At 73.5% G+C, this 26381-nt stretch carries 22 protein-coding genes; 13 read left to right on the top strand and 9 right to left on the bottom strand.

All coding sequences use genetic code 11. The features are described 5' to 3' along the window. Position 1 precedes the first annotated feature (1 nt). Positions 2–727: a spermidine synthase gene (locus AB0K43_RS22540; RefSeq protein WP_363642446.1), complete on the top strand. Its 726-nt coding sequence runs from the start codon at positions 2–4 to the stop codon at positions 725–727. Here the strand turns inward: AB0K43_RS22540 and AB0K43_RS22535 are convergent. The 3 genes from AB0K43_RS22535 to AB0K43_RS22525 all read right to left on the bottom strand — a co-directional run bounded on the left by AB0K43_RS22535 (position 708) and on the right by AB0K43_RS22525 (position 6014). Next, a complete protein-coding gene (locus tag AB0K43_RS22535; RefSeq protein WP_363642444.1) occupies positions 708–2963 on the bottom strand; it encodes a glycosyl hydrolase family 18 protein in 2256 nt (751 codons plus the stop codon). The genes AB0K43_RS22540 and AB0K43_RS22535 overlap by 20 nt on opposite strands. A gap of 318 nt (positions 2964–3281) precedes the next feature. Then, positions 3282–5096, bottom strand: a complete 1815-nt coding sequence (locus AB0K43_RS22530) for a hypothetical protein (RefSeq protein WP_363642442.1) — start codon at positions 5094–5096, stop codon at positions 3282–3284. Positions 5097–5234: 138 nt separating this feature from the next. Next, positions 5235–6014 carry a TetR/AcrR family transcriptional regulator gene (locus tag AB0K43_RS22525; RefSeq protein WP_363642440.1) on the bottom strand — a complete coding sequence of 260 codons (780 nt, stop codon included), beginning with the start codon at positions 6012–6014 and terminating at the stop codon, positions 5235–5237. A gap of 191 nt (positions 6015–6205) precedes the next feature. On the opposite strand from AB0K43_RS22525, the gene AB0K43_RS22520 reads away from it, so the two are divergent. Beyond that, the gene (locus tag AB0K43_RS22520; RefSeq protein WP_363642515.1) at positions 6206–6859 is read left to right on the top strand and encodes a molybdopterin-dependent oxidoreductase; all 654 of its coding nucleotides are present in this window, start codon (positions 6206–6208) and stop codon (positions 6857–6859) included. After that, positions 6843–7487: a cytochrome b/b6 domain-containing protein gene (locus AB0K43_RS22515; RefSeq protein ID WP_363642438.1), complete on the top strand. Its 645-nt coding sequence runs from the start codon at positions 6843–6845 to the stop codon at positions 7485–7487. The genes AB0K43_RS22520 and AB0K43_RS22515 overlap by 17 nt, the downstream gene beginning before the upstream one ends. Here the strand turns inward: AB0K43_RS22515 and AB0K43_RS22510 are convergent. Next, positions 7457–7975, bottom strand: coding sequence for an NUDIX domain-containing protein (locus AB0K43_RS22510; protein WP_363642436.1), 519 nt, complete (start codon positions 7973–7975; stop codon positions 7457–7459). The genes AB0K43_RS22515 and AB0K43_RS22510 overlap by 31 nt on opposite strands. A gap of 87 nt (positions 7976–8062) precedes the next feature. Here AB0K43_RS22510 and AB0K43_RS22505 point away from each other — a divergent pair, with 87 nt between their 5' ends. Continuing rightward, entirely contained in the window at positions 8063–9289 is a 1227-nt protein-coding gene (locus AB0K43_RS22505) for a serine hydrolase domain-containing protein (protein ID WP_363642434.1), read from the top strand. A gap of 31 nt (positions 9290–9320) precedes the next feature. On the opposite strand, the gene AB0K43_RS22500 is transcribed toward AB0K43_RS22505, so the two are convergent. Further along, on the bottom strand, positions 9321–9644 hold the full coding sequence (locus tag AB0K43_RS22500; protein WP_363642432.1) for a nuclear transport factor 2 family protein: 324 nt from the start codon (positions 9642–9644) through the stop codon (positions 9321–9323). Between the two features lie 192 nt (positions 9645–9836). On the opposite strand from AB0K43_RS22500, the gene AB0K43_RS22495 reads away from it, so the two are divergent. Continuing rightward, entirely contained in the window at positions 9837–10265 is a 429-nt protein-coding gene (locus tag AB0K43_RS22495) for a DUF6325 family protein (RefSeq protein ID WP_363642430.1), read from the top strand. A gap of 82 nt (positions 10266–10347) precedes the next feature. On the opposite strand, the gene AB0K43_RS22490 is transcribed toward AB0K43_RS22495, so the two are convergent. From AB0K43_RS22490 to AB0K43_RS22480, 3 genes are all read right to left on the bottom strand, one after another. Continuing rightward, on the bottom strand, positions 10348–10731 hold the full coding sequence (locus AB0K43_RS22490; RefSeq protein WP_363642428.1) for a DUF779 domain-containing protein: 384 nt from the start codon (positions 10729–10731) through the stop codon (positions 10348–10350). Between the two features lies 1 nt (position 10732). Beyond that, complete coding sequence (locus AB0K43_RS22485; RefSeq protein ID WP_363642426.1) at positions 10733–12256, bottom strand: aldehyde dehydrogenase family protein; 1524 nt, start codon at positions 12254–12256, stop codon at positions 10733–10735. A 189-nt stretch (positions 12257–12445) separates the two neighbouring features. Then, positions 12446–13396 carry a terpene cyclase gene (locus tag AB0K43_RS22480; protein ID WP_363642424.1) on the bottom strand — a complete coding sequence of 317 codons (951 nt, stop codon included), beginning with the start codon at positions 13394–13396 and terminating at the stop codon, positions 12446–12448. Between the two features lie 263 nt (positions 13397–13659). Between AB0K43_RS22480 and AB0K43_RS22475 the strand changes: the two genes are divergently transcribed. The 3 genes from AB0K43_RS22475 (at position 13660) to AB0K43_RS22465 (ending at position 18513) form a co-directional block, all read left to right on the top strand. Next, a complete protein-coding gene (locus AB0K43_RS22475) occupies positions 13660–16608 on the top strand; it encodes an AAA family ATPase (RefSeq protein WP_363642422.1) in 2949 nt (982 codons plus the stop codon). 131 nt (positions 16609–16739) lie between these two features. Continuing rightward, entirely contained in the window at positions 16740–17804 is a 1065-nt protein-coding gene (locus AB0K43_RS22470; RefSeq protein ID WP_363642420.1) for an aldose epimerase family protein, read from the top strand. Between the two features lie 40 nt (positions 17805–17844). Next, on the top strand, positions 17845–18513 hold the full coding sequence (locus AB0K43_RS22465; protein ID WP_363642418.1) for a helix-turn-helix domain-containing protein: 669 nt from the start codon (positions 17845–17847) through the stop codon (positions 18511–18513). Between the two features lie 7 nt (positions 18514–18520). On the opposite strand, the gene AB0K43_RS22460 is transcribed toward AB0K43_RS22465, so the two are convergent. Further along, entirely contained in the window at positions 18521–19732 is a 1212-nt protein-coding gene (locus tag AB0K43_RS22460; protein WP_363642416.1) for a globin domain-containing protein, read from the bottom strand. A 381-nt stretch (positions 19733–20113) separates the two neighbouring features. On the opposite strand from AB0K43_RS22460, the gene AB0K43_RS22455 reads away from it, so the two are divergent. The 5 genes from AB0K43_RS22455 (at position 20114) to AB0K43_RS22435 (ending at position 26371) form a co-directional block, all read left to right on the top strand. Further along, positions 20114–21394: an extracellular solute-binding protein gene (locus tag AB0K43_RS22455; protein ID WP_363642414.1), complete on the top strand. Its 1281-nt coding sequence runs from the start codon at positions 20114–20116 to the stop codon at positions 21392–21394. Positions 21395–21544: 150 nt separating this feature from the next. Beyond that, positions 21545–22546 carry a sugar ABC transporter permease gene (locus AB0K43_RS22450; protein ID WP_363642411.1) on the top strand — a complete coding sequence of 334 codons (1002 nt, stop codon included), beginning with the start codon at positions 21545–21547 and terminating at the stop codon, positions 22544–22546. 47 nt (positions 22547–22593) lie between these two features. After that, the gene (locus tag AB0K43_RS22445) at positions 22594–23490 is read left to right on the top strand and encodes a carbohydrate ABC transporter permease (RefSeq protein WP_033823451.1); all 897 of its coding nucleotides are present in this window, start codon (positions 22594–22596) and stop codon (positions 23488–23490) included. Between the two features lie 102 nt (positions 23491–23592). Then, positions 23593–25320: a glycoside hydrolase family 13 protein gene (locus tag AB0K43_RS22440; protein ID WP_363642408.1), complete on the top strand. Its 1728-nt coding sequence runs from the start codon at positions 23593–23595 to the stop codon at positions 25318–25320. A gap of 25 nt (positions 25321–25345) precedes the next feature. After that, a complete protein-coding gene (locus tag AB0K43_RS22435) occupies positions 25346–26371 on the top strand; it encodes a LacI family DNA-binding transcriptional regulator (RefSeq protein ID WP_363642406.1) in 1026 nt (341 codons plus the stop codon). Positions 26372–26381: the final 10 nt, after the last annotated feature.

The raw sequence follows: 26381 nt of genomic DNA, 5'->3' as shown, positions 1-26381 counted from the left end.
CATGATGCCCGGACCCCAGAGCCCCGTCACCCTCGACCGGCAGGACGGCCCGTACGGGGAGGTGGTGCTGCGGCAGCGCGGCGAGCACTACGAGATCATCGCCAACGGCTGCTTCCTGATGGACACTTCGGACGGCCGCTCCGAGCGGCTGCTGGTCGCGGCGGCCCTGGGGCAACTGGCGGTCGAGCGGCCGTCGGTGCTGATCGGCGGCCTCGGGGTGGGCTTCTCGCTGGCGCACGCGGCGGCCGAACCGCGCTGGGGGCGGATCACGGTGGTCGAGCGCGAGCAGGCGGTGATCGACTGGCACCGGGCCGGGCCGCTGGCCGCGTTCTCGGCGGGCGCCCTGGACGACCCGCGGGTCGCCGTGGCCCACGCCGACCTGCTGGCCCACCTCGCGGAGCCGGGGGAGCGGTACGACGCGCTCTGCCTCGACATCGACAACGGCCCGGACTGGACGGTCACCGAGGCCAACGCCGGGCTGTACGGCCCGGCCGGGCTGGCCGCCGCGCACGGCAGGCTGGCGGCCGGCGGGGTGCTGGCGGTGTGGAGCGCGCAGCCGTCCGGGGAGTTCGAGCGGGCGCTCGGCGCGGCCGGGTTCGTGGACGTGCGGACGCTGGAGATCGACGTGGTGCGCGGCGTGCCGGACGTGGTCCATCTGGCACGCCGCGCGCGCGGGGGCCCCGACCCGTCGCCGGGCCGGGACGCCGCTACTTCAGGCCGTTGCTGACGGCGGTCATCAGCTCGCCGTTGGCGGTGTCGCCGTCGAACGACCAGACCATCGCGCCGCCCAACCCCTGGGCCTTGATCCAGGCGGTCTTGCGGGCGATCTCGGTCGGGTCGTCGTAGGTGTAGAAGACGCTGCCGTTGTAGAGGTAGGCGAAGCCAGCCACCGGGTCCCGGTAGATGGTGTAACCGCCGCTCGTCGCCATGTCCTTGAGCTTGTGGTAGTCCTCGTACCCGGGCTCGTAGGTGCCGGGGCCGGGGCCCGTGCCGGTCTGGAACAGGCCGTTGGTGGTACCGCGCGGCACGCCCGTCCAGCCGCGGCCGTAGAACGGGATGCCCAGGGTGAGCTTGCTCCTGGGGGCCCCGCCGGAGAGGTAGGCGTTGATGGCGATCTCGGAGCTGAACCTCTGGTTCGCCGGGCTCGGGTCGCCGGCCGGGAGCTTGATGGCCGACTGCTGGTTGGTCACGGTCTCCCAGCCGCCGTGGTAGTCGTAGCCCTGGATGGTGGCGAAGTCGAAGGCGCCGAACAGGCCGGGGATGTCGATGCCGGCGGAGACCTTCAGCGGGTCGGCCGGCAGGAAGGCGCTCAGCGTGTAGTGCTTGCCGGTGGTGGCGCCCAGCGCGTCCAGCTGGCGGCGGAACTCCTGGGCCAGCAGGGTGTAGTTGGCCTTGTCGGCGGGCTTGAAGATGTTGCCCAGGTGGCCGTCCGAGTTGGGCCACTCCCAGTCGAGGTCGATGCCGTCGAAGATACCGGCGGCCGAGCCGGCCCCGCCGCGGCCGTCGATCACCGGCAGGTTGCCCTTGATGTACATGTCGATGCAGGAGCTGACCAGCGCCTTGCGGGAGGCGTCGGTGGCGGCGGCGTCGGAGAACCACTTGCTGTAGGACCAACCACCCAGCGAGATCTGCATCTTCAGGGCGGGGTACTTGGCCTTGAGCTGCTTCAGCTGGTTGAAGTTGCCCGCCAGCGGCTGGTCCCAGGTGTCGGTGGTGCCGGCCACCGAGGTGCCCGCGTCCCAGCCCCGGCCGAAGTCGGCCCAGGCGTCACCGGCGCCGTCGCCCGCGTTCGGGTCGGAGTCGTTGCCGGCCGCCTTGTTGGTGATGAAGCACTGCTTGGTGGTCGGGTGGATGTTGGCGAAGGCGTAGTTGAGCGTGGTCAGCTTCGCCGCGGAGCCGGAGGTGTCGAGCTGCTTCACGCTGTAGCCGCGGGCGTAGACGCTCCACTGGGTGAAGTAGCCGATCTTCAGCCCGCCACCGCCGCCGGTGCCCGGCTGGGTCCTGGCGGTGACGGCGGCCGAGGCGGGCGAGACGTTCCCCGCGGCGTCCCTGGCCTTGACCGTGAAGGTGTACGGGGTGTCCGGGGCCAGGCCGTCGACGGTGGCGGCGGTGGTGGCCACCGTCCTGGCGAGCCCCGCGCCGTTGTAGATGTCGTACGCGGTGACGCCGATGTTGTCGGTGGCGGCGGCCCAGCTCAGCGAGACCGAGGTGGAGCTGGTGCCGGTGACGCCCGGGGTGCCGGGCGCGGTCGGCGGCTGGGTGTCCACCGGCGGGGTCGGCACGGTCACCTGGACCGGTCCGGCGGCGGCGGAGCGGTTGCCGGCGGCGTCGAAGGCGACCACGGTGAAGCTGTGGGTGCCGGCCGCCAGGCCGGCCAGGCTCGCCGAGGTGCCGGTGACGGTGGCCGCCTTGGTGGCCCCGTCGAACACGTCGTACCCCGCCACCCCGACGTTGTCGGTGCTGGCCGACCAGCTGAGCGCCGCTCCGTTGGCACCGGACAGGGCGCCCTGGAGGTTGCCGGGCACGCTGGGCGCGGTGGTGTCGGAGGGTGCGCCGGCGCAGGGCTGGCCGTTGAGCTTGCAGTTCAGCAACGGCTTGTAGGCGCCCGAATAGGCGATGTTGAAGCCGAAGTTGTACGAGGCGCCGGGCGCGATGTCCGGCTGCCAGCTCGGGTTCTTCACCGTCACGTGCGAACTGGCCACCGTGTAGGTGGCGTTCCACAGCGAGGCGACGCTGTTGCTCGCCGGGAGGTCGAACTCCAGGGTCCAGCCGCTGATGGTGGCCGCGGTGCCGTTGCTGATGGTGTAGCCGCCGCCGTAGCCGCTGCCCCAGTCCTGGTCCTTGGTGAAGGTGGCGGTGGCGGAGGCCGCGTGGGCGGCGGTGGCGGGGAGGGCGACCGCGATCAGTGGGGCGATCAGGCTGCCCGCGGCGAGCAGGGGCAGCCGGTACCGACGTCTGCGCATGGAAGAGCTCCTGTCCGGGAGCGCGCCCGGGGCCGTGGCCGGAGCGAGCGGGCTCCCCTACCTGTGGGGGAAGGTGCCAGGTGCGGTGGTGATGCGCGCTCGGGCGGTCGGGGACAGCCCGGAGCCCAGGTCCCGGGCCGTCGGGGTGCCGCGGAGGTCCTGTGTCATAGGAGGGTAGGGAGCCCCGGCGTGGCTGGCAATAGGTCTGGACCAGACCACGGGGTGTGCGGCCCGGCCCGCGGCCGGTCGTCGCAGCCCGCCCATGCGCTCCCGGAGCTGCATGGCCGGCGTTCGACGATCGGCCGCGGGCGAGCGGGCTCAGCCGAACGGGCTGTACGCCGGCGGCTCGGGGGCCGGGGGCTCCGCCGCCGCGGCGGGCGCCGACGGGGCCTGCGGGGCGAACGGGTTGAAGTCCGGCGGGGGCACCCGGACCGGCGTGCCCTTGCCGGGCGCGGGCCGCTCGGCCGGTGCCTCGGCGGCGGGTGCGGCCGGCGGCGCGGGCGGGGCGAACGGGTTGAAGTCCGGCGGCGGGACGCGGACCGGCGTGCCCTTGCCCGGCCCGGGCGGGGCCGCGGCGGGGGCGGCCACCGGCGCGGCCGGCGCCGCGGCGGGCGCGGGGGCCGAGCCCGTGGTGACCGTGCCGAACGGGTCCGCCGGCAGGCTGGGCAGCGTGGTGCCGAACGGGTCGGCGGCGGCCGGGGCCGGGGCGGGGGCCGCCGGGGCGGGAGCGGCGGCGGGCGCCGACGGGGCCTGCGGGGCGAACGGGTTGAAGTCCGCGGGCGGCACCCGGACCGGGGTGCCCTTGAGCGGTGGCTGCTGCTGGACGGGGGCGGCGGCCGGCGGCGCCGGCGGTGCGAACGGGTTGAAGTCGGCCGGCGGCACCAGCACGGGCGTGCCCTTGGGCGCCTCGGGGGCGGGCGGAGCCACCGGCGGTGCGGCCACCGGCACCGGCGGGGCCACCGGCGGGGCCGGCGGTACGGGCGGCGCGGCGGGCGCCGGCTCGGCCGGCTGCTGGGCCGGAGCCGGCGGCCAGGCCTGCGCCTGGGGCTCCGCCTGGGGCTGGGCCTGCGGCCGCGCCGCCGGGAGCGGGCTGGTGTCGACCACGCCGTCCCAGGCCAGCTGGATGCTCTCCAGCACCCGGGCGAAGGCGCCCGCGTACAGCTCCCAGTCCTCGGTCCGGGTGGTGCTCAGCTGCACGGTGAGCACCGAGCGGCCGTCCGGCAGCGGGACGAAGGCCTGGGCGACCGCGCTGACCAGCAGCTGGGACTGCCCGCCGGGCGCCAGCGGGGCCGGCACCGAGGCCGCCCGCGGCTCGACCAGCAGCACGGCGGGCCCGGCCGGCAGCAGCACCCGCCAGACCTCGGCGGCGGGCCGGTCGTCGGCCAGCGCGTTGGCCAGCTCGCCGACCTCCTGCGCGTGCGGGGTGAGGGCGGCGACCAGCGAGGCGTGCGTACGGCGGCCGGCGACGCTCACGGCCGCGAGGCCGGCGAAGACCACCCCGGCCGCGGCGGTCTCCTCGGCCAGCGCGGCCGCCACCACGGCCCACTCCTTGCGGAGGTCGGCCCCGGCGCCGGCGAACAGCTCCTCGGTGACCTCGGTCAGGTGGGTGCCCAGCGCGGCGGCGCCGCCGCGGATCGCCAGCGGGTGGAAGGCCGAGGGCACCAGCAGCCTGGCCTCCACGCCGGACCCGGTCGACAGCTCGTCGGGCTCGCGGACCTGGCGGTCGGCCGCCAGCGCCGCGAGGGCGGGCGGGAACGCCGGGCGGAGCTTCTCGTCCGCGCTCTGCGGGGTGACCGGCAGCTGGAACGCGCGGGCCGAGGGGGCGGCCGTGCCGCGCACCGTGCCGCCGCCGTACCGGGCCAGCAGCTCGGCCGCGGCGCCGGCGGCCGGCTCCGGGCGACGGGTGTGGGCGGCCTCGACCACCGTGCCCAGGCCGTGCACACCGGTCAGGCCGGGGCCGTTGGGGCCGATCCGGACGCCGAACAGCGCGCCGGCCGACGGGTGGACGGTGCTCCCGAAGGCGGCCAGGGCGGTCGACGGATAGTGCGTCGCCCGCTCGCCCAGCAGCGCGTCGGCCAGTGTGTCCAGCGTGGCCGCGATCCGCTCCGCGGCGGTGAAGCCGTCCTGAGTCATGGCGCCGAGCCCCCCTCGCTCTCGGTGTGGCAGTACGCCCACTTTCTATCAGAAACCGCTGGCACCGCGGCATTCGGCGTCGAACCTCACCAACCGGCCGCCGCAGCTCCGGATCCCGGGCACCGGACCGGGCCGGATTCAGCCGGCCGGCGGGGTCGCCAGCCGTCCCAGATCCGCCGCCAGGCCGGGCACGGCCAGCAGAGCGGCCAGCTCGCGCAGCAGCCGGCCGGTCGGCCCCTCGGGCTGCTCGGCGGCGAAGAACCCGGCCAGCTCGGCCGCCAGCGCGGGCTCCCGGGCCGCCGTGACGGCCAGCGCCGCGACGAACTCCTGCACCAGCTGGAGCTGGAGCTCCGCCAGCGGGACGCTCCGCCCGGAGAGCCAGTCCAGCGAGGTGATCTCGGCGTTGGCGATCCAGGCCCGGACGGTACGGCGCAGCCCCGGGCTGGGATCCGGGATCGCCAGGTGCAGCAGGATCTGCTCCTGCGCCGCCCGCCGGACCTCGTCGATCACCGCCGTGGTGCCCGGGCTGGCCGCCACCGACCCCCCGCGCAGCAGTGCCTCGAAGCCCGGGCCGTGGCTGCTCACGAAGTCCAGGTAGCGTCCCATCACCCGCAGCAGCCGCTCCGAGAGCGGCCCCTGCGCCTGCTCCTCGAAGCGGCCCGCCAGCTCCTGCCCGGCCCGGCGCAGCGACTCCTCGTACAGCGCCTGCTTGCCCGGGAAGTAGTGGTAGACCAGTGGCCGGGAGGCGCCCGCGGCGGCCGCGATGTCGTCGATCGAGACGTCCTCCGGCGGGTGCTTGCTGAACAGGTCGAGGGCGACCGCGATCAGCTGCTCCCGGCGCTCGTCCACGCTGAGCCTGCGGCGCGGCGCGCGCTCGTCCTCCGACCGGGTCGCCGCCGACGGCGTACGGGAAGCCATGCCGCTCAGCCTAGCCGTCCGGGCGGGCCCGGCCGGACGTTCGATCATGTTCCGGCCGGACCGTCCTTGGAGGAGATGACGAAATTCTGACGGCGACCCCGCAGCTCTGGCCTCCCCGCCGCTGACCTGGTCGAATCGACGGTGTGAGTGAGAGTTCCGGAACACCTGTCGGACGCCGGGTCGTCCTCGGCATGCTGGGCCTGGGCGCCGCCGGGGTGGCCGCCGGGCCGTTCCTGCAGCGGGCCGTCGAGGGGGTCACCAGCAAGGACCCGACCGGGCTGAGCGGGCTGCTGCCGGGTGGCGGCGGCTTCCGCTACTACTCGGTGGTCGCCTCGGTGCCGACCCGTACGGCCGAGGACTACACGCTGACCGTCGACGGACTGGTCGAGCGCCCCACCACCCTGCGGCTGGCCGACCTGCAGGCGATGGAGCAGCACCGGATCGTGCACGACGTGCAGTGCGTGACCGGGTGGCGGGTGCCGGGCACCCCGTTCGAGGGGGTCCGGCTGTCCAGCCTGCTGGACGCGGCCGGGGTGCGGCCGGACGCCGGCGCCGTCCGGTTCAGCTGCTTCGACGGCAGCTACACCGAGAGCCTCACGATGGACCAGGCCCGCCGGGAGGACGTCCTGGTCGCGCTGAAGATGCAGGACCAGCCGGTGAGCCACGCGCACGGCGGCCCGGTGCGGCTGTACGTGGCGCCGATGTACTTCTACAAATCGGCCAAGTGGCTCTCCGGGATCACGGTGACGCCCTCGGTCGAACCCGGCTACTGGGAGCGGTACGGATATGACGTCGACGCCTGGGTCGGCCGGTCGAACGGACGCGACGATGCGCCCACCGGGTGAGCGGGCGCCGCAGGGGCGGATCCCGCGGTTCAGCCGGGCGGAGCGCTGGGTGCACCGGATGACGGCCGCCCTGATGACGGTCTGCCTGGTGACGGCCGCCTTCCTGTACTACCCGCCGCTGAGCGAGCTGGTGGGGCGCCGCCGGCTGGTCGTGGTGGTGCACGAGTGGTGCGGCCTGCTGCTGCCGGCCCCGCTGCTGCTGGGGCTGGTCTCGGCCGCCCTGCGCGCCGACCTGGGCCGGCTGAACCGCTTCCACCCGGTGGACCGGGAGTGGCTGCGCGCGGTGCGCCGCCGCTCGTACCACCGGCCGGCCGGCAAGTTCAACGCCGGCCAGAAGCTGTACGCGGCCTGGAGCGCGGGTGCGGTGCTGGTGATGCTCGGCACCGGGCTGCTGATGTGGTTCACCCACCTGGCGCCGCTGGTCTGGCGCACCGGGGCCACCTTCGTGCACGACTGGCTGGCGGTCGCGGTCGCGGTCGCGGTGGCCGGGCACGTCTGGATGGCGGTGCGCGACCCGGAGGCCCGCCGCGGGATGCGGACCGGCAGCGTCGACCCGCTCTGGGCGACCCGCGAGCACCCCGACTGGGAGCCCGCGGCTCAGGCCGAGGCCGAGCGCCACTCCAGGTAGCGCCGCCAGGCCTCCCGCCCGTCCGGCACGAACTCCCACTCGGCGAGGCGGGCGGTCAGCTCCGCCTCGGTCAGCCAGTCGTGCCAGGCCACCTCCTCGACCTGCGGGGAGACCGGCCCGTCCCACCGCGCCCGGTAGAGGTCGCACCACCAGGACTGCTTGTCGCCGTCCTGGTAGCGGAACTTGAACATCGGCTCGGGCCGGATCCCGCTGACCCCGAGCTCCTCCTCGGCCTCCCGGACGGCCGCCTGCGCGTAGCCCTCGCCACTGCCGACCACACCGCCGACGAAGCAGTCGTACGCGCCGGGGGCGAACAGCTTCTGCTCGGTGCGCCGGTGCGTGAAGATCCGCCCCTGCGGGTCGCGGACCAGGATGAACACGCACCGGTGGGTCAGACCCTGCCGGTAGACCTCACCGCGCGGCGCGGTGCCGATCACCCGGTCCTGCTCGTCCACCACGTCCAGCAGCTCGTCAGCGGGGTTCGTCATGGCCCCACGGTACCGAGTCGGCGTCAGGTGGATCACCGGTCTAAGGTTCGAACGAGGTACGGACGGCGGCGACGAGGGCGGCGAGCGGTGACCACGGTGGAGATCTGGGGCGAGACGGCCGACGGCTTCGAGCCCGTGCGGGAGGCGTTCGCCCGGAACTTCCGGGACCACGGCGAGCTGGGCGCGGCCTTCGCGCTGTACGCCGACGGGCGCAAGGTGGTCGACCTGTGGGCCGGTGACGCCCGGCCCGAGGTCGGCGCCCGGCCCGCGCCCGCCACCCCCTGGACGGCCGACACGGCCCAGGTGCTGCGCTCGGTCACCAAGGGGCTGACGGCGGCGGCCGCCCTGCTGCTGGTCCAGCGCGGTCACCTGGACCTGGACGCGCCGGCCGCCTCGTACTGGCCGGAGTTCAAGGCCGCCGGCAAGGACCGGATCCCGGTGCGCTGGCTGCTCTCCCACCAGGCCGGGCTGCCGGTGCTGGACAGCCCGTTGCGGGTGGAGGACCTGATCGCCTGGGAGCCCGCGGTGGCCGCCGTCGCGGCGCAGGCGCCGGCCTGGGAGCCGGGCACCGCGCACGGCTACCACCCCTACACCTTCGGCTGGCTGGTCGGCGAGCTGGTCCGGCGGGCCGACGGGCGCAGCGTCGGCCGCTACTTCGCCGAGGAGGTCGCCCGTCCGCTGGGGCTCGACCTGTGGATCGGCCTGCCGCCCGCGGCGGCCCCGCGGGTCGGGAGGCTGGTGGACCTGCCGGCACCGCCGGCGGCCAGGACCGGCCCCGGCGGCCTGAAGGTGCGGCCCAAGCAGTCCGTCAAGGACGCCTACCGCGACCCGACCTCGCTGACCGCCCGGGCCTTCGCGGCCGTCCGGCCGAACGTGGACCTCAACGATCCGGCGGTGCAGGCCGCCGAGGTCCCCGGCGCCGGAGGCATCGGCACCGCCCGCTCGCTGGCCCGGTTCTACGCCGCGCTGATCGGCGCCGCGGACCGGCACGGCGGGGCGCCCGGCGAGCGGCTGAGCCCGCTGTTCACCCCGCAGGTGCTGGCCGAGGCGACCGGCCCCTCGGTGGACGGACCGGACCGGGTGCTGATCGTCAACACCGCCTTCGGCCAGGGCTTCTTCCGACACGGCGGGACCTCCCCGATGTCCTCCCCGGCCGCCTTCGGCCACCCCGGCCGGGGCGGTTCGCTCGGCTTCGCCGATCCTGAGCTGGGGATCGGCTTCGGCTACGTCACCAACGGCATGCAGCCCGGGGTGACCGGCGACATCCGCTCCCGGACGCTGATCGCCGCCGTCCGCGGCTGCCTGGGCGGATGACGGGGCGTCGGCGTCCGGGCGCGGGAGGGGTTCAGGCCTGTCCGGTGTCGAACCGGCTGACCTTGCCGCCGTCCACGGTGAAGCGCCAGGCGGTGCGCATCTCGCCCCAGGTGTCGTTGCGGAAGTTCGCGACCAGGGCGAGGCCGCCGTCCTTCTCGGTCTGCACGTCCATGCGGCCCCGGGAGGAGAAGATCTCCCGGTCGGTCCACTCGGCGAGGTCCCGGTCCGAACCGTCGTCCGACATGGTGGCGTCCGGGGTGAGCGCGGCGGCGAACGCCTCCCGGTCGCCCGCGTTGATCGCGGCGACCAGGGTCCGGACGGCGGGTTGGGACAGCTTGTCGACGGGGATGGTCATGGGTCTGCGGCTCCTGTTCCGCGGCCCGGTCGGCCGCTGCTTCCCAGAGACCACGGCCGCGGCGGCGGCGCGCGCCGCTTGGGCCGTTCGCAGTCGCCCCGGTGCCCGCCTGACGGGGTGTCGGCCGGCGGGATCGGCCGACCGGTGTGCTTGGATCCGGCTGGGGGACCAGTCGGAGGAAGGGAGACCGGGATGGGGCCGGCCGAACTGCTCGTCCTGACGTTCCCGCAGGCGACCATCACCCGGGAGACCGCCGTGGCGCTGCGGACGCTGCGCACCGCCGGGGACATCCGGGTGATCGACTCGCTGGTGGTCACCCGGCACGCCGACGGCGCGGCCACCTACGGCGAGCTCGCCGACTTCGAGCACCTGCGCGGGGTGGTCGCGGACGGCGGCCACGAGCTGCCGCTGATCGGTCCGCAGGACGCCCAGGAGGCGGCCGAGCTGCTGGAGCCGGGCTCGGTGGCGCTGCTGGTGCTGATCGAGCACGCCTGGGCCGAGGCGGCCGCCGAGGCGCTGCGGGCCGTCGGCGGGCGGATCGCCTCCGGGGTGCGGATCCCGCCGGAGACCATCGAGGAGGCCGTCCGGGCCGCCGAGGCGCGTCTGGCGACGGAGGGCTGACGGGGATCGGGGCACCCCCGGCCTGCGGGGGTGCCCCGATCGGGCGGCGGCCCGGGTCAGCGTCCCAGGTCAGCGTCCCGGGTCAGCGGCCCAGCGCCGAGGCCTCCTCGTCCGTGAGCAGGCGGGAGCGGAGCAGGAACCGCCGGCCGGTGGGCGCCTCCAGCGAGAAGCCGCTGCCGCGGCCCGGCACCACGTCGATGGTCAGATGGGTGTGCGACCAGTAGGCGTACTGGTCACGGGCCATCCAGACCGGCACCGGTGCCAGCCCGTCGACCGTGAGCGAGCCGAGCCGGTGGTCGGCGGCCGAGGTGAGGAACTCGCCGGCCGGGTAGCACATCGGCGCCGAGCCGTCGCAGCAGCCGCCGGACTGGTGGAACATCAACGGCCCGTGCTCGGCCGCCAGTTCGCGCAGCAACTCGGCCGCCGCCGCGGTGACGGCCACCTGGGAGTGGGTGTCGGGCGGCATCCTAGAAGAAGCCCAGCGCCTGCGGGGAGTAGCTGACCAGCAGGTTCTTGGTCTGCTGGTAGTGCTCCAGCATCATCTTGTGGGTCTCCCGGCCGATGCCGGAGTTCTTGTACCCGCCGAAGGCGGCGTGGGCGGGGTAGAGGTGGTAGCTGTTGGTCCAGACCCGGCCGGCCTGGATCGCCCGCCCGGCCCGGTAGGCGGTCGAGCCGTTCCGCGACCAGACGCCCGCGCCGAGCCCGTAGAGGGTGTCGTTGGCCATCTCGATGCCGTCCTCGAAGCCGTCGAAGCGGGTCACCGCGACCACCGGGCCGAAGATCTCCTCCTGGAAGATCCGCATCCGGTTGTGCCCCTCGAAGACGGTCGGGGCCACGTAGTAGCCGCCGGCCAACTCCCCTTCCAGCTCGACCCGTTCGCCGCCGATCAGGACCTTGGCGCCCTCCGCCTGGCCGATCTCGATGTACGAGAGGATCTTCTCCAGCTGGTCGTTGCTGGCCTGCGCGCCGACCATGGTCGCGAGGTCCAGCGGGTTGCCCTGGCGGATCGCCCGGACCCGCTCCAGGCCGTCGCCGAGGAAGGAGTCGTAGATCGAGCCCTCGATCAGCGCCCGGCTCGGACAGGTGCACACCTCGCCCTGGTTGAGGGCGAACATCGCGAAGCCCTCCAGCGCCTTGTCGTAGAAGGCGTCCCGCTCGGCGGCGACGTCGGCGAAGAACAGGTTGGGGCTCTTGCCACCGAGTTCCAGCGAGACCGGGATGAGGTTGGCGCTGGCGTACTGCATGATCAGCCGGCCGGTGGTGGTCTCCCCGGTGAAGGCGATCTTGCGGATCCGCGGGCTGGCGGCCAGCGGCTTGCCCGCCTCCACGCCGAATCCGTTGACCACGTTGACCACGCCCGGCGGCAGCAGGTCGGCGACCAGCTCCATCAGCAGCATGATCGAGGCCGGCGTCTGCTCGGCGGGCTTGAGCACCACCGCGTTGCCGGCGGCCAGGGCCGGGGCGAGCTTCCAGACGGCCATCAGGATCGGGAAGTTCCACGGGATGATCTGGCCGACCACGCCCAGCGGCTCGTGGAAGTGGTAGGCGACGGTGTCCTCGTCGAGCTGCGACAGCGAGCCCTCCTGGGCGCGCAGCGCGCCGGCGAAGTACCGCAGGTGGTCGACGGCCAGCGGGATGTCGGCGGCCAGCGCCTCCCGGACCGGCTTGCCGTTGTCCCAGCTCTCGGCGACCGCGAGGGCCTCCAGGTGCTGCTCCATCCGGTCGGCGACCCGCAGCAGCACCTGGGCCCGCTCGGCGGGCGGGGTGCGGCCCCAGCCGGGGGCGGCGGCGTGTGCCGCGTCCAGCGCCGCCTCGATGTCCTCGGCGGTGCCGCGGGCCACCTCGCAGAAGGTCTGCCCGGTGACCGGCGTGGGGTTCTCGAAGTACTGGCCGCGCACCGGACGCCGCCACTCGCCGCCGATCCAGTGTTCGTACCGGGGGCGGAACTCGACCACGGAACCGGGCTGTCCGGGGGGCTGGTAGACCGTCAACGCTTTCTCCTCGCAACGACAGGCGCCGCCGTCCGGGCCCGCCCCGGGGCAGCGCGTCGGGCAGCCTAGGCGGCCCGGGCGGAAGGGTGCTGGAAGCTGACTGGAGGGGAGGCGGACGGGGGCCGGCTCCCTCAGCTCGGCACCCTAACCGCCCGGCGCGCAGCGCCGCTACGGTGCGTACCGGACCGGTTACGAGAGTCGGTAGCGGCCGGTGCGGGCCTCCCAGCGCAGGTAGCCGGCGAGCCAGGCGGCCAGCCCGTCGGCGTACCGCTGGGCGGCGCCGCGCTGCTCGTGGTCGAGCTCCAACTGGTGGTACACCGTCGCCAGTTGGAGGCGGAGCGCGGCGAACCGGTCGATCATCAGCTGGGCCTCGCCGAGCACCACCGCGCTGGCCTCCTCGGCGGAGCAGCTGCGCTCCTGCTGGACGATCATGACCAGGTTGTAGACGTCGCCGCGCGGCGCCTCCAGCGGGTAGGACCGGACGTCGTTGCTGAGCGAGGGTATGTCGGCCGCCAGTTGCCGGAGTTGGCGCAGCACGGGGTGGTGGAACGCGCTCTGCGGCACCTCGAACCGGCCGAGCCGCTCGATCATGTCGAACAGGGTCTCCATCGCCGCGGTGCCGCGGCGCAGCACCATGTAGCTTTCCCGGTCCGGGAGTTCGGCGAAGGCCCGGCCGGCCGCCTCGGCCGGGTGGCTGGCGAAGTACCACTCCCAGTTGTAGGCGGCCCGGGCCCGCCAGCGGGCCGGCATGCCCGCCGCGGTGCGCCGCCAGATGTCGGCGAAGGCCTGTTCGACGGGGGATCTTCCGGAGGCCGGCGCTCCGTGTACGATCGTGGTCAGTCGGTCGCAGATCCTGGCCACTTCGGCCGGATGTTGGCCGAGTTCAGTGTCGAACTGATCGTCGAACAGGAAATAGAATCCCAAGAGATCGGTGGCCAGGCCGAGTTCCTCCGCTCCGGCTTCGGGGTAGCTGATAGCGGCGAGGTCGGCCACCTCCCAGTGCGCGTAGGCCGATTCGTCGGCGCAGGCCGCCAGGCGGCTGTGGCGGTCGAGCCAGAGGCGGTGGTGGGCTGCCGCACGGGCCTGGTGGGGGCTTCGTCTGTGGGGGAAGGGAAGCTCAAGCGAGGTGCAGTCGGACATCGTTCTCCCGGCGCTGCTGAGGGTCTGTGCTGTGCGTACTGCTCGGCCTCGGGGCGGCCCGCATCTTTAAGATCATCTCCAGCTGTGCGGGCCGAAGATTATCTGATCACATCATCAGACGTCAGAGGTATCAGGGCATTTGCCCTGGGCACTCGGTCTCAACCCTGTCCGTGGCCTCCGGCCTGCGCGAATGCCGCCCATGGGGGCGTGCGCGGCGCTAATGTCGAGGCGGAACCACGGAACTGTGAGGCGGAGGGCGAGCGGTGGCCGGAGATCAGCACGGGCAGGCGGAGCGGGAGCACGGTGCCGGGGTGGTCGACGAGCCCCTCCACGAGCGCGAGTCGGAGCTGGAGACCGCCGAGCAGGCGGTGAAGCGGCTCTGCCGCCACTTCGCCGCCGGCGGCACCGAGATCGGCGAGCTGCTGCTCTACTCCGGTCCGGCCGGCATGGGCAAGACCACCGTGCTCCACCAGGTGCGCCGGCTGGCCGGCGTGGAGCGCGGCTGCACCGTGCTGTTCGCCCGCGGCGGCGAGCGCCAGCGCAACGAACCCTTCCGCGTGCTGCGGCAGTTGCTGCTCCCGGTGCTCGGCGCGCTGAACGAGGCCGAGAGCCGCGAGGTGTTCGGCAGCTGGTACGGCATCGTCGGCCCCGCGATCGGGCTCTTCCCGCCCTCCGGCGAGCTGGAGCCGCTGGACCCGCAGGGCGTCCGGGACGGTCTGGACTTCGTGCTCACCCAGCTCGCCCCGCGCCGGGCGCCGCTGGTCATGGTCATCGACGACCTGCACTGGGCCGACCTCGAATCGCTCACCTGGCTCGCCTCGTTCGCCGTTCGCTCCCGCGAACTCCCCGTCCTGCTGGTGCTCGGCTACCGCGACGAGTTCGAGGAGGAGGCCCGTGGGCTGATCCAGCAGATCGAGGGCATCGCGGCCCGTCGTCACCAGCTCAACCCGCTCAACCCCGGATCGGTCACGCACCTCGTGCGCGGCGTCTTCGGCGACCGCGCCGACGACGCCTTCTGTCGCCAGGTCTGGGCGATCACCGCCGGCACGCCGTACGACATCATGATCCTGCTCCGCGAGGTCCGCGAGCAGGGGCTCGACCCGATCGAGGAGAACGCGCCCAGGCTGCGCGACCTCGCCGCCGCCGCGCGCGGCCAGACCCTGCAGTACTGGCTGGAGAAGCTCGGCCCGGTCACCCTGCGGTTCGCCTGGGCCGCGGCCCTGCTCGGCACCGACATCAAGCAGCCGCTGGCCGCCACCATCTCCGCCCAGGGCCCGGACCAGTCCGACGAGTCGGTCCGCCAGCTGCGCAAGCACCGGGTGCTGACCAGCAGTCCCAACGGCCGGCTGGAGTTCGTCCACCCGCTGATCGGCACGGCCATCTACCTGACCATGCCGCCCGGCACCAAGACCGCCATGCACGGCATCGCCGCGGCCGCCATCGAGAACTCCGGCGGCTCGCTGATCGCCTCCTCCCGGCACCTGTTGGAGACCCACCCCGAGGGCGACTACACCATCGTCCGCAAGCTGCGGAAGGCCGCCGCCGAGCACCTGGCGATCGGCGCCCCCGAAGCCGCCCAGCGCTGCCTGGCACGAGCCCTGAACGAGCCGCCGGACGAGGCCGACCGGGCCGAGGTGATCTTCGAGCTCGGCTGCTCGGCGCTGCTCACCGACCCGGCCTCCACCGTCAACCAGCTGGAGCTCGCGCTGGACATGGAGGGCGGCCTGCGCGACGACCTGCGGGTGGACGCCACCTTCCGGCTCTCCGAGGTGCTGGCGCACGCGGGCGACCTGGTCCGGGCCGCCGAGATCTGCCAGCAGGAGGCCCGGCGTACCCCGCCCGGGCCCGGCCGGCTCCGGCTGGAGGCCGCGCACTTCATGTGGGCCGCCTTCCAACGCGACGAGGAGGACGGGCCGGACCGCTCGCGCCGCCTCCAGGAGCTCTACTCCACCCTGGGCGAGCGGGACACCGCCGCCGAGCGCGCGGTGCTCGCGATGCGGGCCTGGGACCTCACGCTGCGCGGCGCTCCCGCCGCCGAGGCCGTCGGCCTGGCCGACGAGGCGCTGGCCGACGGCCGGCTCCCGGGTGAGCTCGGCTGGACCAACACCACCTGGGGCTTCGAACTCCCCGCCCTGATCGGCCTCACCCTCACCTACACCGACGAGCTCGCCCGGGCCGAGCGGCTCTTCTCCGACGCCATCCTGGAGTTCGAGGTGGCCGGGTGGAGCGGAGCGCACCGCGGCTTCGCCTACTTCCTGATGGGGCTGGTCAGGTTCCGCCGCGGCTTCCTCCCCGAGGCCGAGGACTTCCTGCGCCGGGGCCTGAAGATCTCCGAGCGGATCGCCCCGGGCATCCCGCTGCAGTGGGACATCGTCGGCGTGCTCGCCGACACCCTGCTCGCCCGCGGCCGCACCGCCGAGGCCTGGGAGCTGGCCGAGCGCTACGGCTTCGCCCCGCCGTACCACCCGACCGCCATGGTGCTGCCCGACGCGCCGACCCTGTACGGCAAGCTGCTGCTCGCCAAGGGCGACCGGGTCGGTGCCGTCGCCGCCCTCACCGAGGTCGGCGCCCAGCTGGACGCGCGCGGTTGGCACAACACGGTCTGGGCGCCGTGGGCCGGCCACCTCGCCGTCGCGCTCGCCCCGGACGACCCGGACGCGGCCCGCAAGTACGCCGAGTCGGCGGTCGCCCGGGCAAGGGAGTTCGGCTCCCCGTCCGCACTGGGCAGCGCGCTGCGGCTGCAGGCCGCCATCGCCGAGGGGCCGCGCGCCGTCGAGCTGCTCCAGGAGGCCGTCGGCCACCTCGGGCTCTCCCCGGCCGGCTACGAGCACGCGCACGCCCTGGTCGACCTAGGCGCCGCGCTCCGCCGGGTCGGCCGCCTCGCCGCCTCCGGCGAGTACCTCTACCAGGGCATGGAGCTCGCCCAGCACTGCGGCGCCGACGGCCTGGTCGCCAAGGTCCGCCAGGAGCTCGCCGTCTCCGGGCTGCACCCCAACCGGCTGCGCACGCTCAGCAAGGACGCGCTCAGCCAGCCGGAGTGGGACGTCGCCCAGCTCGCCGTCCAGGGCGTGCCGCCGCAGCGGATCGCCGAGCAGCTGAACATCCAGCTCAGCCTGGTGCACCGCCGGCTGGCCGCCGTCCACCGCAAGGCCGGCGCCGGGCCCGAGGGCCTGGCCGCCGCCCTCGGCCTGCCCGAGAGCGCCCCGGAGTAGGCCCGGCCCGACGCGACCGAGCGGCCCCCGCGCGCTGATCCGGCCGCGGGGCCCGCCGAGGTCATAGGCTGCGGGGCAGACCCCAGGCATGGTCGCCATGGCTCAGCCAGACGGCCGGTGAGGAGCAGGTGATGATGTCGGCGCAGGCCACCGAGGTACGTCGGGAGCCCTTCGAGCCCAGCGGCGCGGGCTCCGCCATCGAGCGCTGGACGCTGCGCTGCGGGCCGCTGGAGGCGAGCGTGCTCAACCTCGGCGCGACCCTGCACACCCTCACCGCGCCGGACCGCTCCGGCACCCCGGCCCAACTCCTGCTCAGCACCGAGGAGCTGGGCCCCCTGCTCGGCCCGGCCCGGCACTTCGGGGCCACCGTGGGCCGGTACGCCAACCGGATCGCCGGCAGCCGGATCACCCTGGACGGGGTGGAGCACCCGCTGCTGCCCACCGGCCACGGCGTCACCCTGCACGGCGGCCCGGACGGCTTCGCCAACCGGATGTGGGAGGCCGAGCAGGCGCCCGGCGGGGTCCGGCTCCAGCTGCACAGCCCGGACGGCGACCAGGGCTTCCCCGGCGGCCTGGACATCACGGTCTCGTACACCCTCACGGCCGAGGCCCTGACCATCGCATACCACGCGGTGACCACCCACCCCACCGTGGTCAACCTGACCAACCACGCCTACTTCAACCTGGCCGGCGAGGGCAGCGGGGACATCCTGGGCCACCTGCTGACGCTGGACGCCGACGAGTACACCCCGGTCGACGAGCGGCAGATCCCGTTCGGCCCGTTCGACCCGGTGGCCGGCACCCCGTTCGACTTCACCGCCGCCCGGCCGGTGGGCAAGGGCATCCACGAGGACCACCCGCAGCTGCGCGGCCCCCGCGGCTACGACCACAACTGGGTGCTGCGCGAGCGCCCCGCCGACGGCACCCCCGCCCGGGCCGCGCTGCTGGAGGACCCGGTCAGCGGCCGGACCTTGGAGGTGCTCACCACCGAGCCCGGCATCCAGGTCTACACCGCCAACCACCTGGCGGGCACCGTCACCGGCCTCGCCGGGGTGCCCTACGGCCCGTACGCGGGCATCGCGCTGGAGACCCAGCACCACCCGGACTCCCCGCACCAGCCCTCGTACCCGAGCACCGAGCTGCGGCCCGGGCAGGAGTTCCGCTCCACCACGGTGCTGCGCCTGGGCACCGTCTGACCGGCCGGGCCGGCCGGGCCGCGCGCCGTATATTGGCAGCGTGGAGAGATCGGACCCCGGTGTGCACCGCGCGCTCGCGGCTCCCGCGCGGCGGGTGCTGCTGGCGGCGCTGACCGAGGCGGCCGAGCCGCTGGACAGCCGGCGGCTCGCCGAGCTGACCGGCCAGCACGTCACCACCGTCCGCCACCACCTCACCGCGCTGGCCCGGGCCGGGCTGGTCGAGGGCCACCGCGACGCGACGGTGGCCGGCCGGGGCCGGCCGCGGCTGCTGTACACCGCGGTGCCGGCCCGCGAGCAGCTGGCGGCCTACCAGGACCTGGTCGAGGTGCTGGTGCTCGGTTACGGTGCGGACCCGGCGGCCCGGTCGGTGCGGGCCGAGCAGGCCGGCCGCAGCTGGGCCGGTCGCCGCCCGGCGGCCGGGGCCGGGCCGGCGGGGGAGGTGCCGGAGGCGCCGCTGGCGGAGCAGGTGGCGGCCGAGGCCGAGCGCTGGGGCTTCGAACCGGAGCTGCGGGCGGGCGGTACCGAGGTGGCGCTGCACGGCTGCCCGTTCCTGCGCAACGCCGAACGCCACCCCGAGGTGGTCTGCGCCGTGCACCAGGGCCTGCTGGATGTGCTGGCGGAGCGTGCCGGCGCCCCCGGCACGGTCCGCCTGCACCCCTTCGCCGAGCCGGGCGTCTGCGTCATCTCGCTCGCTCCACAGCAGAAATGACGGTGCGTCAGACCGAGGCGAGCCAGAGGTCGGGGCCGAAGACCTCGTAGCGGATCGCGGCGGCGGGCACCCCGCGGCGCAGCAGGTCCGCCCGGGCGGCGCGCATGAACGGCAGCGGGCCGCACAGGTAGGCGGTGACGCCCGGGGGCAGCTCGACCAGGGCGAGGTCGGCCAGGCCCGGCCGTGCGCCGGCCCCGTCGGCGTCCTGCTCGTACCAGCGGTGCAGCTCGGCCCCGGGCAGCGCCGCGGCGAGCTCGGCGAGCTGCCCCGCGTGCGCGTGGTCGGCGGGGGAGCGGTCGGCGTGCACGGCGACCACCCGGCGGGTCGAGCCGGTCCGCACCAGGTGGTCCAGCATGCCGGTGATCGGCGTGCAGCCGATCCCCGCGGAGGCGAGCAGCAGCGGGCCGGTGCCGTCCTCCAGGACGAGGTCGCCGAACGGGTGGGAGACGCTGAGCCGGTCGCCGGCCCGCAGGTGTCGGTGCAGGTGGCCGGAGGCCTCGCCGGCCGGGCCGTCCTGGCCGTGCACCCGCTTCACGGTGATCCGCCAGCTCTCGCCGGGCGCGGTGGACAGGCTGTACTGGCGGATCTGCCGGGCGCCGTCCGGCAGCCGGACGGCCACGCTGACGTACTGGCCGGGGCGGAACGCGGGGGCCGGGCCGCCGTCCGCCGGGCGCAGCGTGAACGACACCGCGTCCCGGGCCTCCTGCTGCCGGGCGAGCACCGTCATCTCCTGCCAGACCTGCCCCTCCTCGACGCCGGCCGTGCGGTAGAGCCGGGCCTCCAGGGCGATCAGCTCGCCGGCCATCAGCCAGTAGACCTCGTCCCAGGCGGCGGCGACCTGCGGGGTGACCGCCTCGCCGAGGACCTCGACGATGGCGGCGAACAGGTAGGTGTGGACCACCTGGTACTGCTCGCGGGTGATGCCGAGCGAGGCGTGCTTGTGCGCGATCCGGGCCAGCAGCGGGCCGGCGGCGCCGCGCTCGCCCCGCTCGTGCTGCTGGGCCTGCTCGACCAGCAGGGAGGCGTAGGCGGCGATGGCGCCGGCGAGGGCCTGCTGCTGGGCGCCGGAGGCCTGGTTGCCGCGGTTGAAGAGGTCACGCTCCAGCTCGGGGTGGTCGGCGAACATCCGGGCGTAGAAGAGCGTGGTGATCTCCGAGATGGCGGCTCCGACGGCGGGCAGGGTGGCGCGGACGGTCGCGGTCGACTCGGGCGAGAGCACGGGTGCCTCCAGGGCATGGCGAACGGGTCGGTGCTGCGGCTGGGGCCGCCCGCTCAATATAAATGATGCTCATCCTCTTAAATGAGTGAGGGTGGGAGGGTCGGGAGGGCATGCTTGCGAACCTTGCGGCAAACCGCGCAAGGGGGTGGCGCAAACTGGATGAACTGGCCGGAAGTCGGCTACCTTGCGGCAACGCCGAGGACACGCGGGCGTAACGATCGCCAGATCTTGCAGAAACTTGCTGCAAGGACTTTCCGATGCGATTGCATCGCTGTTACGTTCCTGCCCAAGCCCGACGGCCGCAACGGCGCAGTCGGCTGGGACAGCCATTATGCGCGGTCCTTCTCCCTCTCGGGCACCCCCACCTCATTAGGAGTTCTCATGCGGCGTGGCATCGCGGCCTCCGCTCTCGTTGCGGCCCTTGCGGTAACGCTTGCAGCCTGTGGCAGCAGCGGCACCAGCGCGGACGGCAAGTCCTCCGGGCCGGTCACCATCACCTACTGGGACACCTCCAACGCCACCAACGAGGCTCCGAACTACCAGGAGCTGGTCAAGAAGTTCGAGGCCGCCAACCCGAACATCAAGGTCAACTTCGAGAACGTCCCGTTCGACCAGGCGCAGAACAAGCTGCAGACCGCGATGGGCGCCAAGGGCGCGCCGGACGTCTTCCGCTCCGAGGTCGGCTGGACCTCCGCCTTCGCCAAGGCCGGCTTCCTGGAGCCGCTGGACGGCACCCCCGCGCTGGCCGACGCCGCCGCCTTCCAGCCGAGCCTGATCCAGCAGGCCAAGTTCGACGGCAAGACCTACGGCGCCCCGCTGGTCACCGACACCCTCGGCCTGCTCTACAACAAGGCGCTGTTCGAGAAGGCCGGCATCACCAAGGCCCCCGCCACCTGGGACGAGCTGAAGGCCGACGCCGCGCAGCTCAAGGACAAGGCCGGCGTGGACGGCTTCTTCATGCGCGCCGGCGACGGCTACTACGCGATGCCGCTGCTCTTCGGCGAGGGCACCGACATGGTGGACGCCAAGAGCAAGAAGATCACCATCGCCTCGCCGGAGGCCGCCAAGGCCGTCGAGACCTACAAGTCGCTGTTCACCGCGCCCGGCACCGTCAAGGCCGACGTGACCACCGACTCGTACGCGCACATGATGGACGCCTTCAACACCGGCAAGGTCGCGATGATCATCCAGGGTCCCTGGGAGGTCACCAACATCTTCAAGGGCTCCGCCTTCAGCGACCAGAAGAACCTCGGCATCGCCCCCGTCCCGGCCGGCTCCACCGGCAAGGCGGGCGCCCCGACCGGCGGCCACAACGTCTCGGTCTACGCCGGTTCGGACGACGCCCACAAGGCCGCCGCCGAGAAGCTGGCCGGGTTCCTCACCTCCGCCGAGAGCCAGACCTTCCTCGCGCTGAAGAACTCCACCCTGCCGACCCGCACCGACGCGTACACCGCCGAGGTCAAGGCCAACCCGGGCATCGCAGGCTTCCAGGCGGTCCTCGGCTCCGCCCAGCCGCGCCCCGAACTGCCCGAGTACAGCTCGCTGTTCTCCTCCATCGGCACCAACCTCGGCAAGATCGTCCAGGACCAGTCGGCCACCCAGGCCGGCCTGGACGCCACCGCCGTCGACTACGCCAAGCTGCTCCCCGGCTTCACCAAGTAGTGCCACCGGCCGCCCGGCCCGCCTCGAGCGGACCGGGCGGCCCCGGCCGTCGGCCCGTCCGGCCACCCCCGAACGAACCACGACAGCAGTCGACGTCAGCAGTCGCAGTCGCCGCAGCGAGGCGGCGGAACTCCCGAAGAGGTGTCAACCATGGCAGTCGCCGTGCAGGGCGCGCCCAGCAAGGGCAGCCGAGAGCGCGAGCCGCGCCCCGGTCTCGGACAGCGCATCAGGCTCTCGTACCAGAAGTACTGGTACGCGTACGTGATGATCGCGCCGGTCGTGATCGTGCTCGGCGTCCTGGTCGGCTACCCGCTGGCGCGCGGCGTGTACCTGACCCTCACCAACGCGACCAGCCTCAACGTCGGCCGCCAGATCGGGGTCCGGCACATCCCGGACAGCTACCAGTTCGTCGGCCTGCACAACTACGCCGACGTGCTCTGGGGCCCCGGCTCCTACGACCGGTTCTGGTCGCACTTCGTCTGGACCATCGTCTGGACGGTGGTGTGCGTCGCGCTGCACTACTCCATCGGCCTCGGCCTCGCCCTGCTGATGAACCGCAACCTGCGCGGACGCGCCGTCTACCGGATGCTGCTGATCCTGCCGTGGGCCGTCCCGACCTTCGTCACCGTCTTCTCCTGGCGCCTGATGCTCGCCGACGGCGGGATCGTCAACAGCGCCCTGGGCTTCCTGCACCTGCCGGAGCCCTCCTGGCTGAGCGACCCGCTCGCGGCGAAGGCCGCCGCGATCATCGTCAACACCTGGTGCGGCGTGCCGTTCATGATGGTCTCGCTGCTCGGCGGGCTCCAGTCGATCCCGAGCGAGCTGTACGAGGCTGCCGAGATGGACGGTGCGACCCCCTGGCAGCGGTTCCGCCACGTCACGCTGCCCGGCCTGCGGTCGGTGAGCAGCACCGTGGTCCTGCTCGGCGTGATCTGGACCTTCAACCAGTTCGCCGTCATCTACCTGCTGCTCGGCAACGGCGCCCCGGACGCGCAGATCCTGGTCACCTGGGCCTACCGGCTGGGCTTCGGCCAGCAGCCCCGGGCCTACGCGGAGTCCGCCACCTACGGTGTGCTGCTGCTCTCCATCCTGGTCGTCTTCACCAGCTTCTACCGCCGCTGGCTGGCCCGCAACGAGCAGGCCAACGGATGACCCCGGCCCGAGTCGCACCCCCCACCCACCCGAAGGAGGCCGCCGAGATGAGCGCCGTCACCGAACTCCCGACCGCCGCCCGGCCCGCCGCGAGCCGCGCCGTCGCGCAGTCCCGCGGCCGCGGCCGGCGCTCGGCCTCCGTGCTGTCGCACGCGCTGCTGGTGGTCGCCGCCCTGATCGCCGTCTTCCCGGTGCTGTGGATCGCCTTCATCTCCCTGGGCCCGGACAAGACCGACTACCTGCACCCCGGCCACATCTTCGGGCGCACCAGCTTCGCCAACTACAGCTTCGTGCTCCAGCACACCGACTTCCTCAGCTGGTTCGGCAACTCGGTGCTGGTGGCCGGCGGCACCACCGTCTTCGGTGTCCTGGTGGCGGCCACCACGGGCTACGCGGTCTCCCGGATGCGCTTCCCGGGCCACCGACACCTGATGTGGACCCTGCTGCTCACTCAGATGTTCCCGATCGCGGTGGTGATCGTGCCGATCTACACGATCCTCGCCAACCTGAACCTGCTGGACAGCTACTTCGGCCTGATCCTGACGTACGCGGGCACCACCGTGCCGTACTGCGGCTGGCTGCTCAAGGGCTACTTCGACACCATCCCGGTGGAGATCGACGAGGCCGGCCGGGTCGACGGGCTCAGCCCGTTCGGCACCTTCTGGCGGCTGATCATCCCGCTGGCCAGGCCCGGTCTGGCCGTGGCGGCCTTCTACTCCTTCCTCACCGCCTGGGCCGAGGTGCCGTTCGCCTCGACGTTCCTGCTCAGCTCGGACAAGTACACGCTGGCGGTGGGCCTGCAGACCTACATCAGCGAGCACGACGCGCAGTGGCACCTGATGGCCGCCACCTCGGTGCTGATCGCGCTGCCCGCCGCCCTGGTCTTCTACCTGGTCCAGCGCCACCTGGTGACCGGCCTGACGGCCGGCGCCGCCAAGTCCTGACCCACCGCCAGACCCCGCACCACCAATGCCTGTTGCCGCGAACCGGCCGCCCCCGCACGGGTGGCCGGGACGCTACCTACGTCCTGTGAGGGATGACAGTCCATGACCCAGAACCTGGCCGACACCTCCCGGCCCGCCGCCGTTCCCGCCGCTGAGCCGACCGCTGAGCCGATCGCGACGAACGCCGGTGCCTCCAGAGGCTGGTGGCGGGACGCGGTCATCTACCAGGTGTACCCGCGCAGCTTCGCCGACGGCAACGGCGACGGCATGGGCGACCTGCCGGGCGTCCGCAGCCGCCTGCCGTACCTGCGCGACCTCGGTGTGGACGCCGTGTGGCTGTCCCCGTTCTACGCCTCCCCGCAGGCCGACGCAGGCTACGACGTGGCCGACTACCGCGCGGTGGACCCGATGTTCGGCACCCTGCTGGACGCCGACGCGCTGATCCGCGACGCCCACCAGCTGGGCCTGCGGATCATCGTCGACCTGGTCCCCAACCACTCCTCCGACCAGCACGAGTGGTTCCAGCGTGCGCTGCGCGAGGGCCCGGGCTCCCCGCTGCGCGAGCGCTACCACTTCCGGCCCGGCAAGGGCGCCCAGGGCGAACTGCCGCCCAACGACTGGGAGTCCATCTTCGGCGGCCCGGCCTGGACCCGCACCGTCGACCCGGACGGCACCCCGGGCGACTGGTACCTGCACCTGTTCGCCCCCGAGCAGCCCGACTTCAACTGGGAGAACCCGGCCGTCGCCGACGAGTTCCGCTCGATCCTGCGGTTCTGGCTGGACATGGGCGTGGACGGCTTCCGGATCGACGTCGCGCACGGCATGGTCAAGGCGCCGGGCCTGCCCGACCTCGGCTCGCACGACCAGCTCAAGCTGCTGGGCAACGACGTGATGCCGTTCTTCGACCAGGACGGCGTGCACGAGATCTACCGCGCCTGGCGCAAGATCCTGGACGAGTACCCGGGCGAGCGGATCGGCGTCGCCGAGGCCTGGACCCCGACCGTGCAGCGCACCGCCAACTACGTCCGGCCCGACGAGCTGCACCAGGCCTTCAACTTCCAGTACCTGGGCACCCACTGGGACGCCGCCGCGCTGCGCGAGGTGATCGACGTGTCGCTGGACGCGATGCGCCCGGTCGACGCCCCGGCCACCTGGGTGCTCTCCAACCACGACGTCACCCGGCACGCCACCCGCTTCGCCAACCCGCCCGGCGGCACCCAGATCCGCACCGCCGGCGACCGCGAGCTGGGCCTGCGCCGGGCCCGCGCCGCCACCCTGCTGATGCTCGCGCTGCCCGGCTCGGCCTACCTCTACCAGGGTGAGGAGCTCGGCCTTCCGGACGTCACCGACCTGCCGGACGAGGTCCGCCAGGACCCCTCGTTCTTCCGCCAGGCCGGCCAGGACGGCTTCCGCGACGGCTGCCGGGTGCCGATCCCGTGGTCCGGCACCGAGGCCCCGTACGGCTTCGGCCCGACCCCGGGCGGCCCGAGCTGGCTGCCGCAGCCGGCCTCCTGGGCCGAGCTGAGCGTCGAGGTCCAGACCGGCGACCCGACCTCCACCCTGGAGCTGTACCGCTCCGCGCTCGCCGTCCGCCGCGAGCACCCCGCGCTCGGCGCCGGCACCGCGGTGAGCTGGCTGCCCTCCGCCGAAGGCGTGCTGGCCTTCCGCCGGGACAGCGCCGCCGGCTCCTTCGTCTGCACCGTCAACACCACGCCGGAACCGGTCCGGATCGCCGCCCCCGGCCGGCTGCTGCTCGCCTCGGCCGAGCTGGCCGTGGTCGACGGGGAGAGCGTGCTCCCCACGGACTCCGCCGTTTGGTGGGCGGTCTGACGTGGTTGCAATAGGCTCTGGGATCGTGACTACGGCGCGACTCTCAGACATCGCGGCACAGGCGGGGGTCAGCGAGGCGACCGTCAGCCGGGTGCTCAACGGCAAGGCGGGCGTTTCGGCGACCACCCGGCAGACTGTACTGGCCGCGCTCGACGTGCTCGGCTACGAGCGGCCGACCCGCCTGCGCCAGCGCAGCGCCGGCCTGATCGGGCTGATCACCCCGGAGCTGAGCAACCCGATCTTCCCCGCGCTGGCCCAGGTGATCGAGCAGGTGCTCAGCCGGCACGGCTTCACACCGGTGCTGTGCACCCAGACGCCGGGCGGCTCGACCGAGGACGAACTGGTCGACATGCTGGTCGAGCGGGGGGTGGCGGGCATCGTCTTCGTCTCCGGCCTGCACGCCGACACCACCGCCGACCACGACCGCTACGCCCGGCTGACCGGGCGCCAGGTGCCGTTCGTCCTGATCAACGGCTACAGCGAGAAGATCGACGCGCCGTTCATCTCACCGGACGACCGGACCGCGATGTGGATGGCGGTCCAGCATCTGGTCGAGCTCGGACACGAGCGTATCGGCCTGGCGGTGGGCCAGCGCCGGTACGTGCCGGTGCTGCGCAAGATCGAGGGCTTCACCGCGGCCGTCCGGGAGCTGCTCGGGCGGACCACGGAGGAGGCCCAGGACCTGATCCAGCACACCCTGTTCAGCGTGGAGGGCGGGGACGCGGCCGCGGGTGCCCTGCTGGACAAGGGCTGCACCGCGATCGTCTGCGGCAGCGACATGATGGCGCTCGGCGCGATCCGGGCGGTGCGCCGCCGCGGCCTGTCGGTGCCGCAGGACGTCTCGGTGGTCGGATTCGACGACTCGCCGTTGATCGCCTTCACCGAGCCACCGCTGACCACCATCCGCCAGCCGGTCGAGGCGATGGCCACCGCCGCGGTCGACGCCCTGCTGGAGGAGGTCGGGGGCAATCTGGCGCAGCGCGCCGAGTACATGTTCCAGCCCGAACTGGTGATGCGCGGCTCCACCGGAGCGGTCGCCAACGGCCGGTAGAGCGCGTCCT

The sequence above is a fragment of the Kitasatospora sp. NPDC049258 genome (genome assembly GCF_040678895.1).
Taxonomy (GTDB): Bacteria; Actinomycetota; Actinomycetes; order Streptomycetales; family Streptomycetaceae; genus Kitasatospora.
This window is presented reverse-complemented; position numbering and strand designations above follow the sequence as displayed.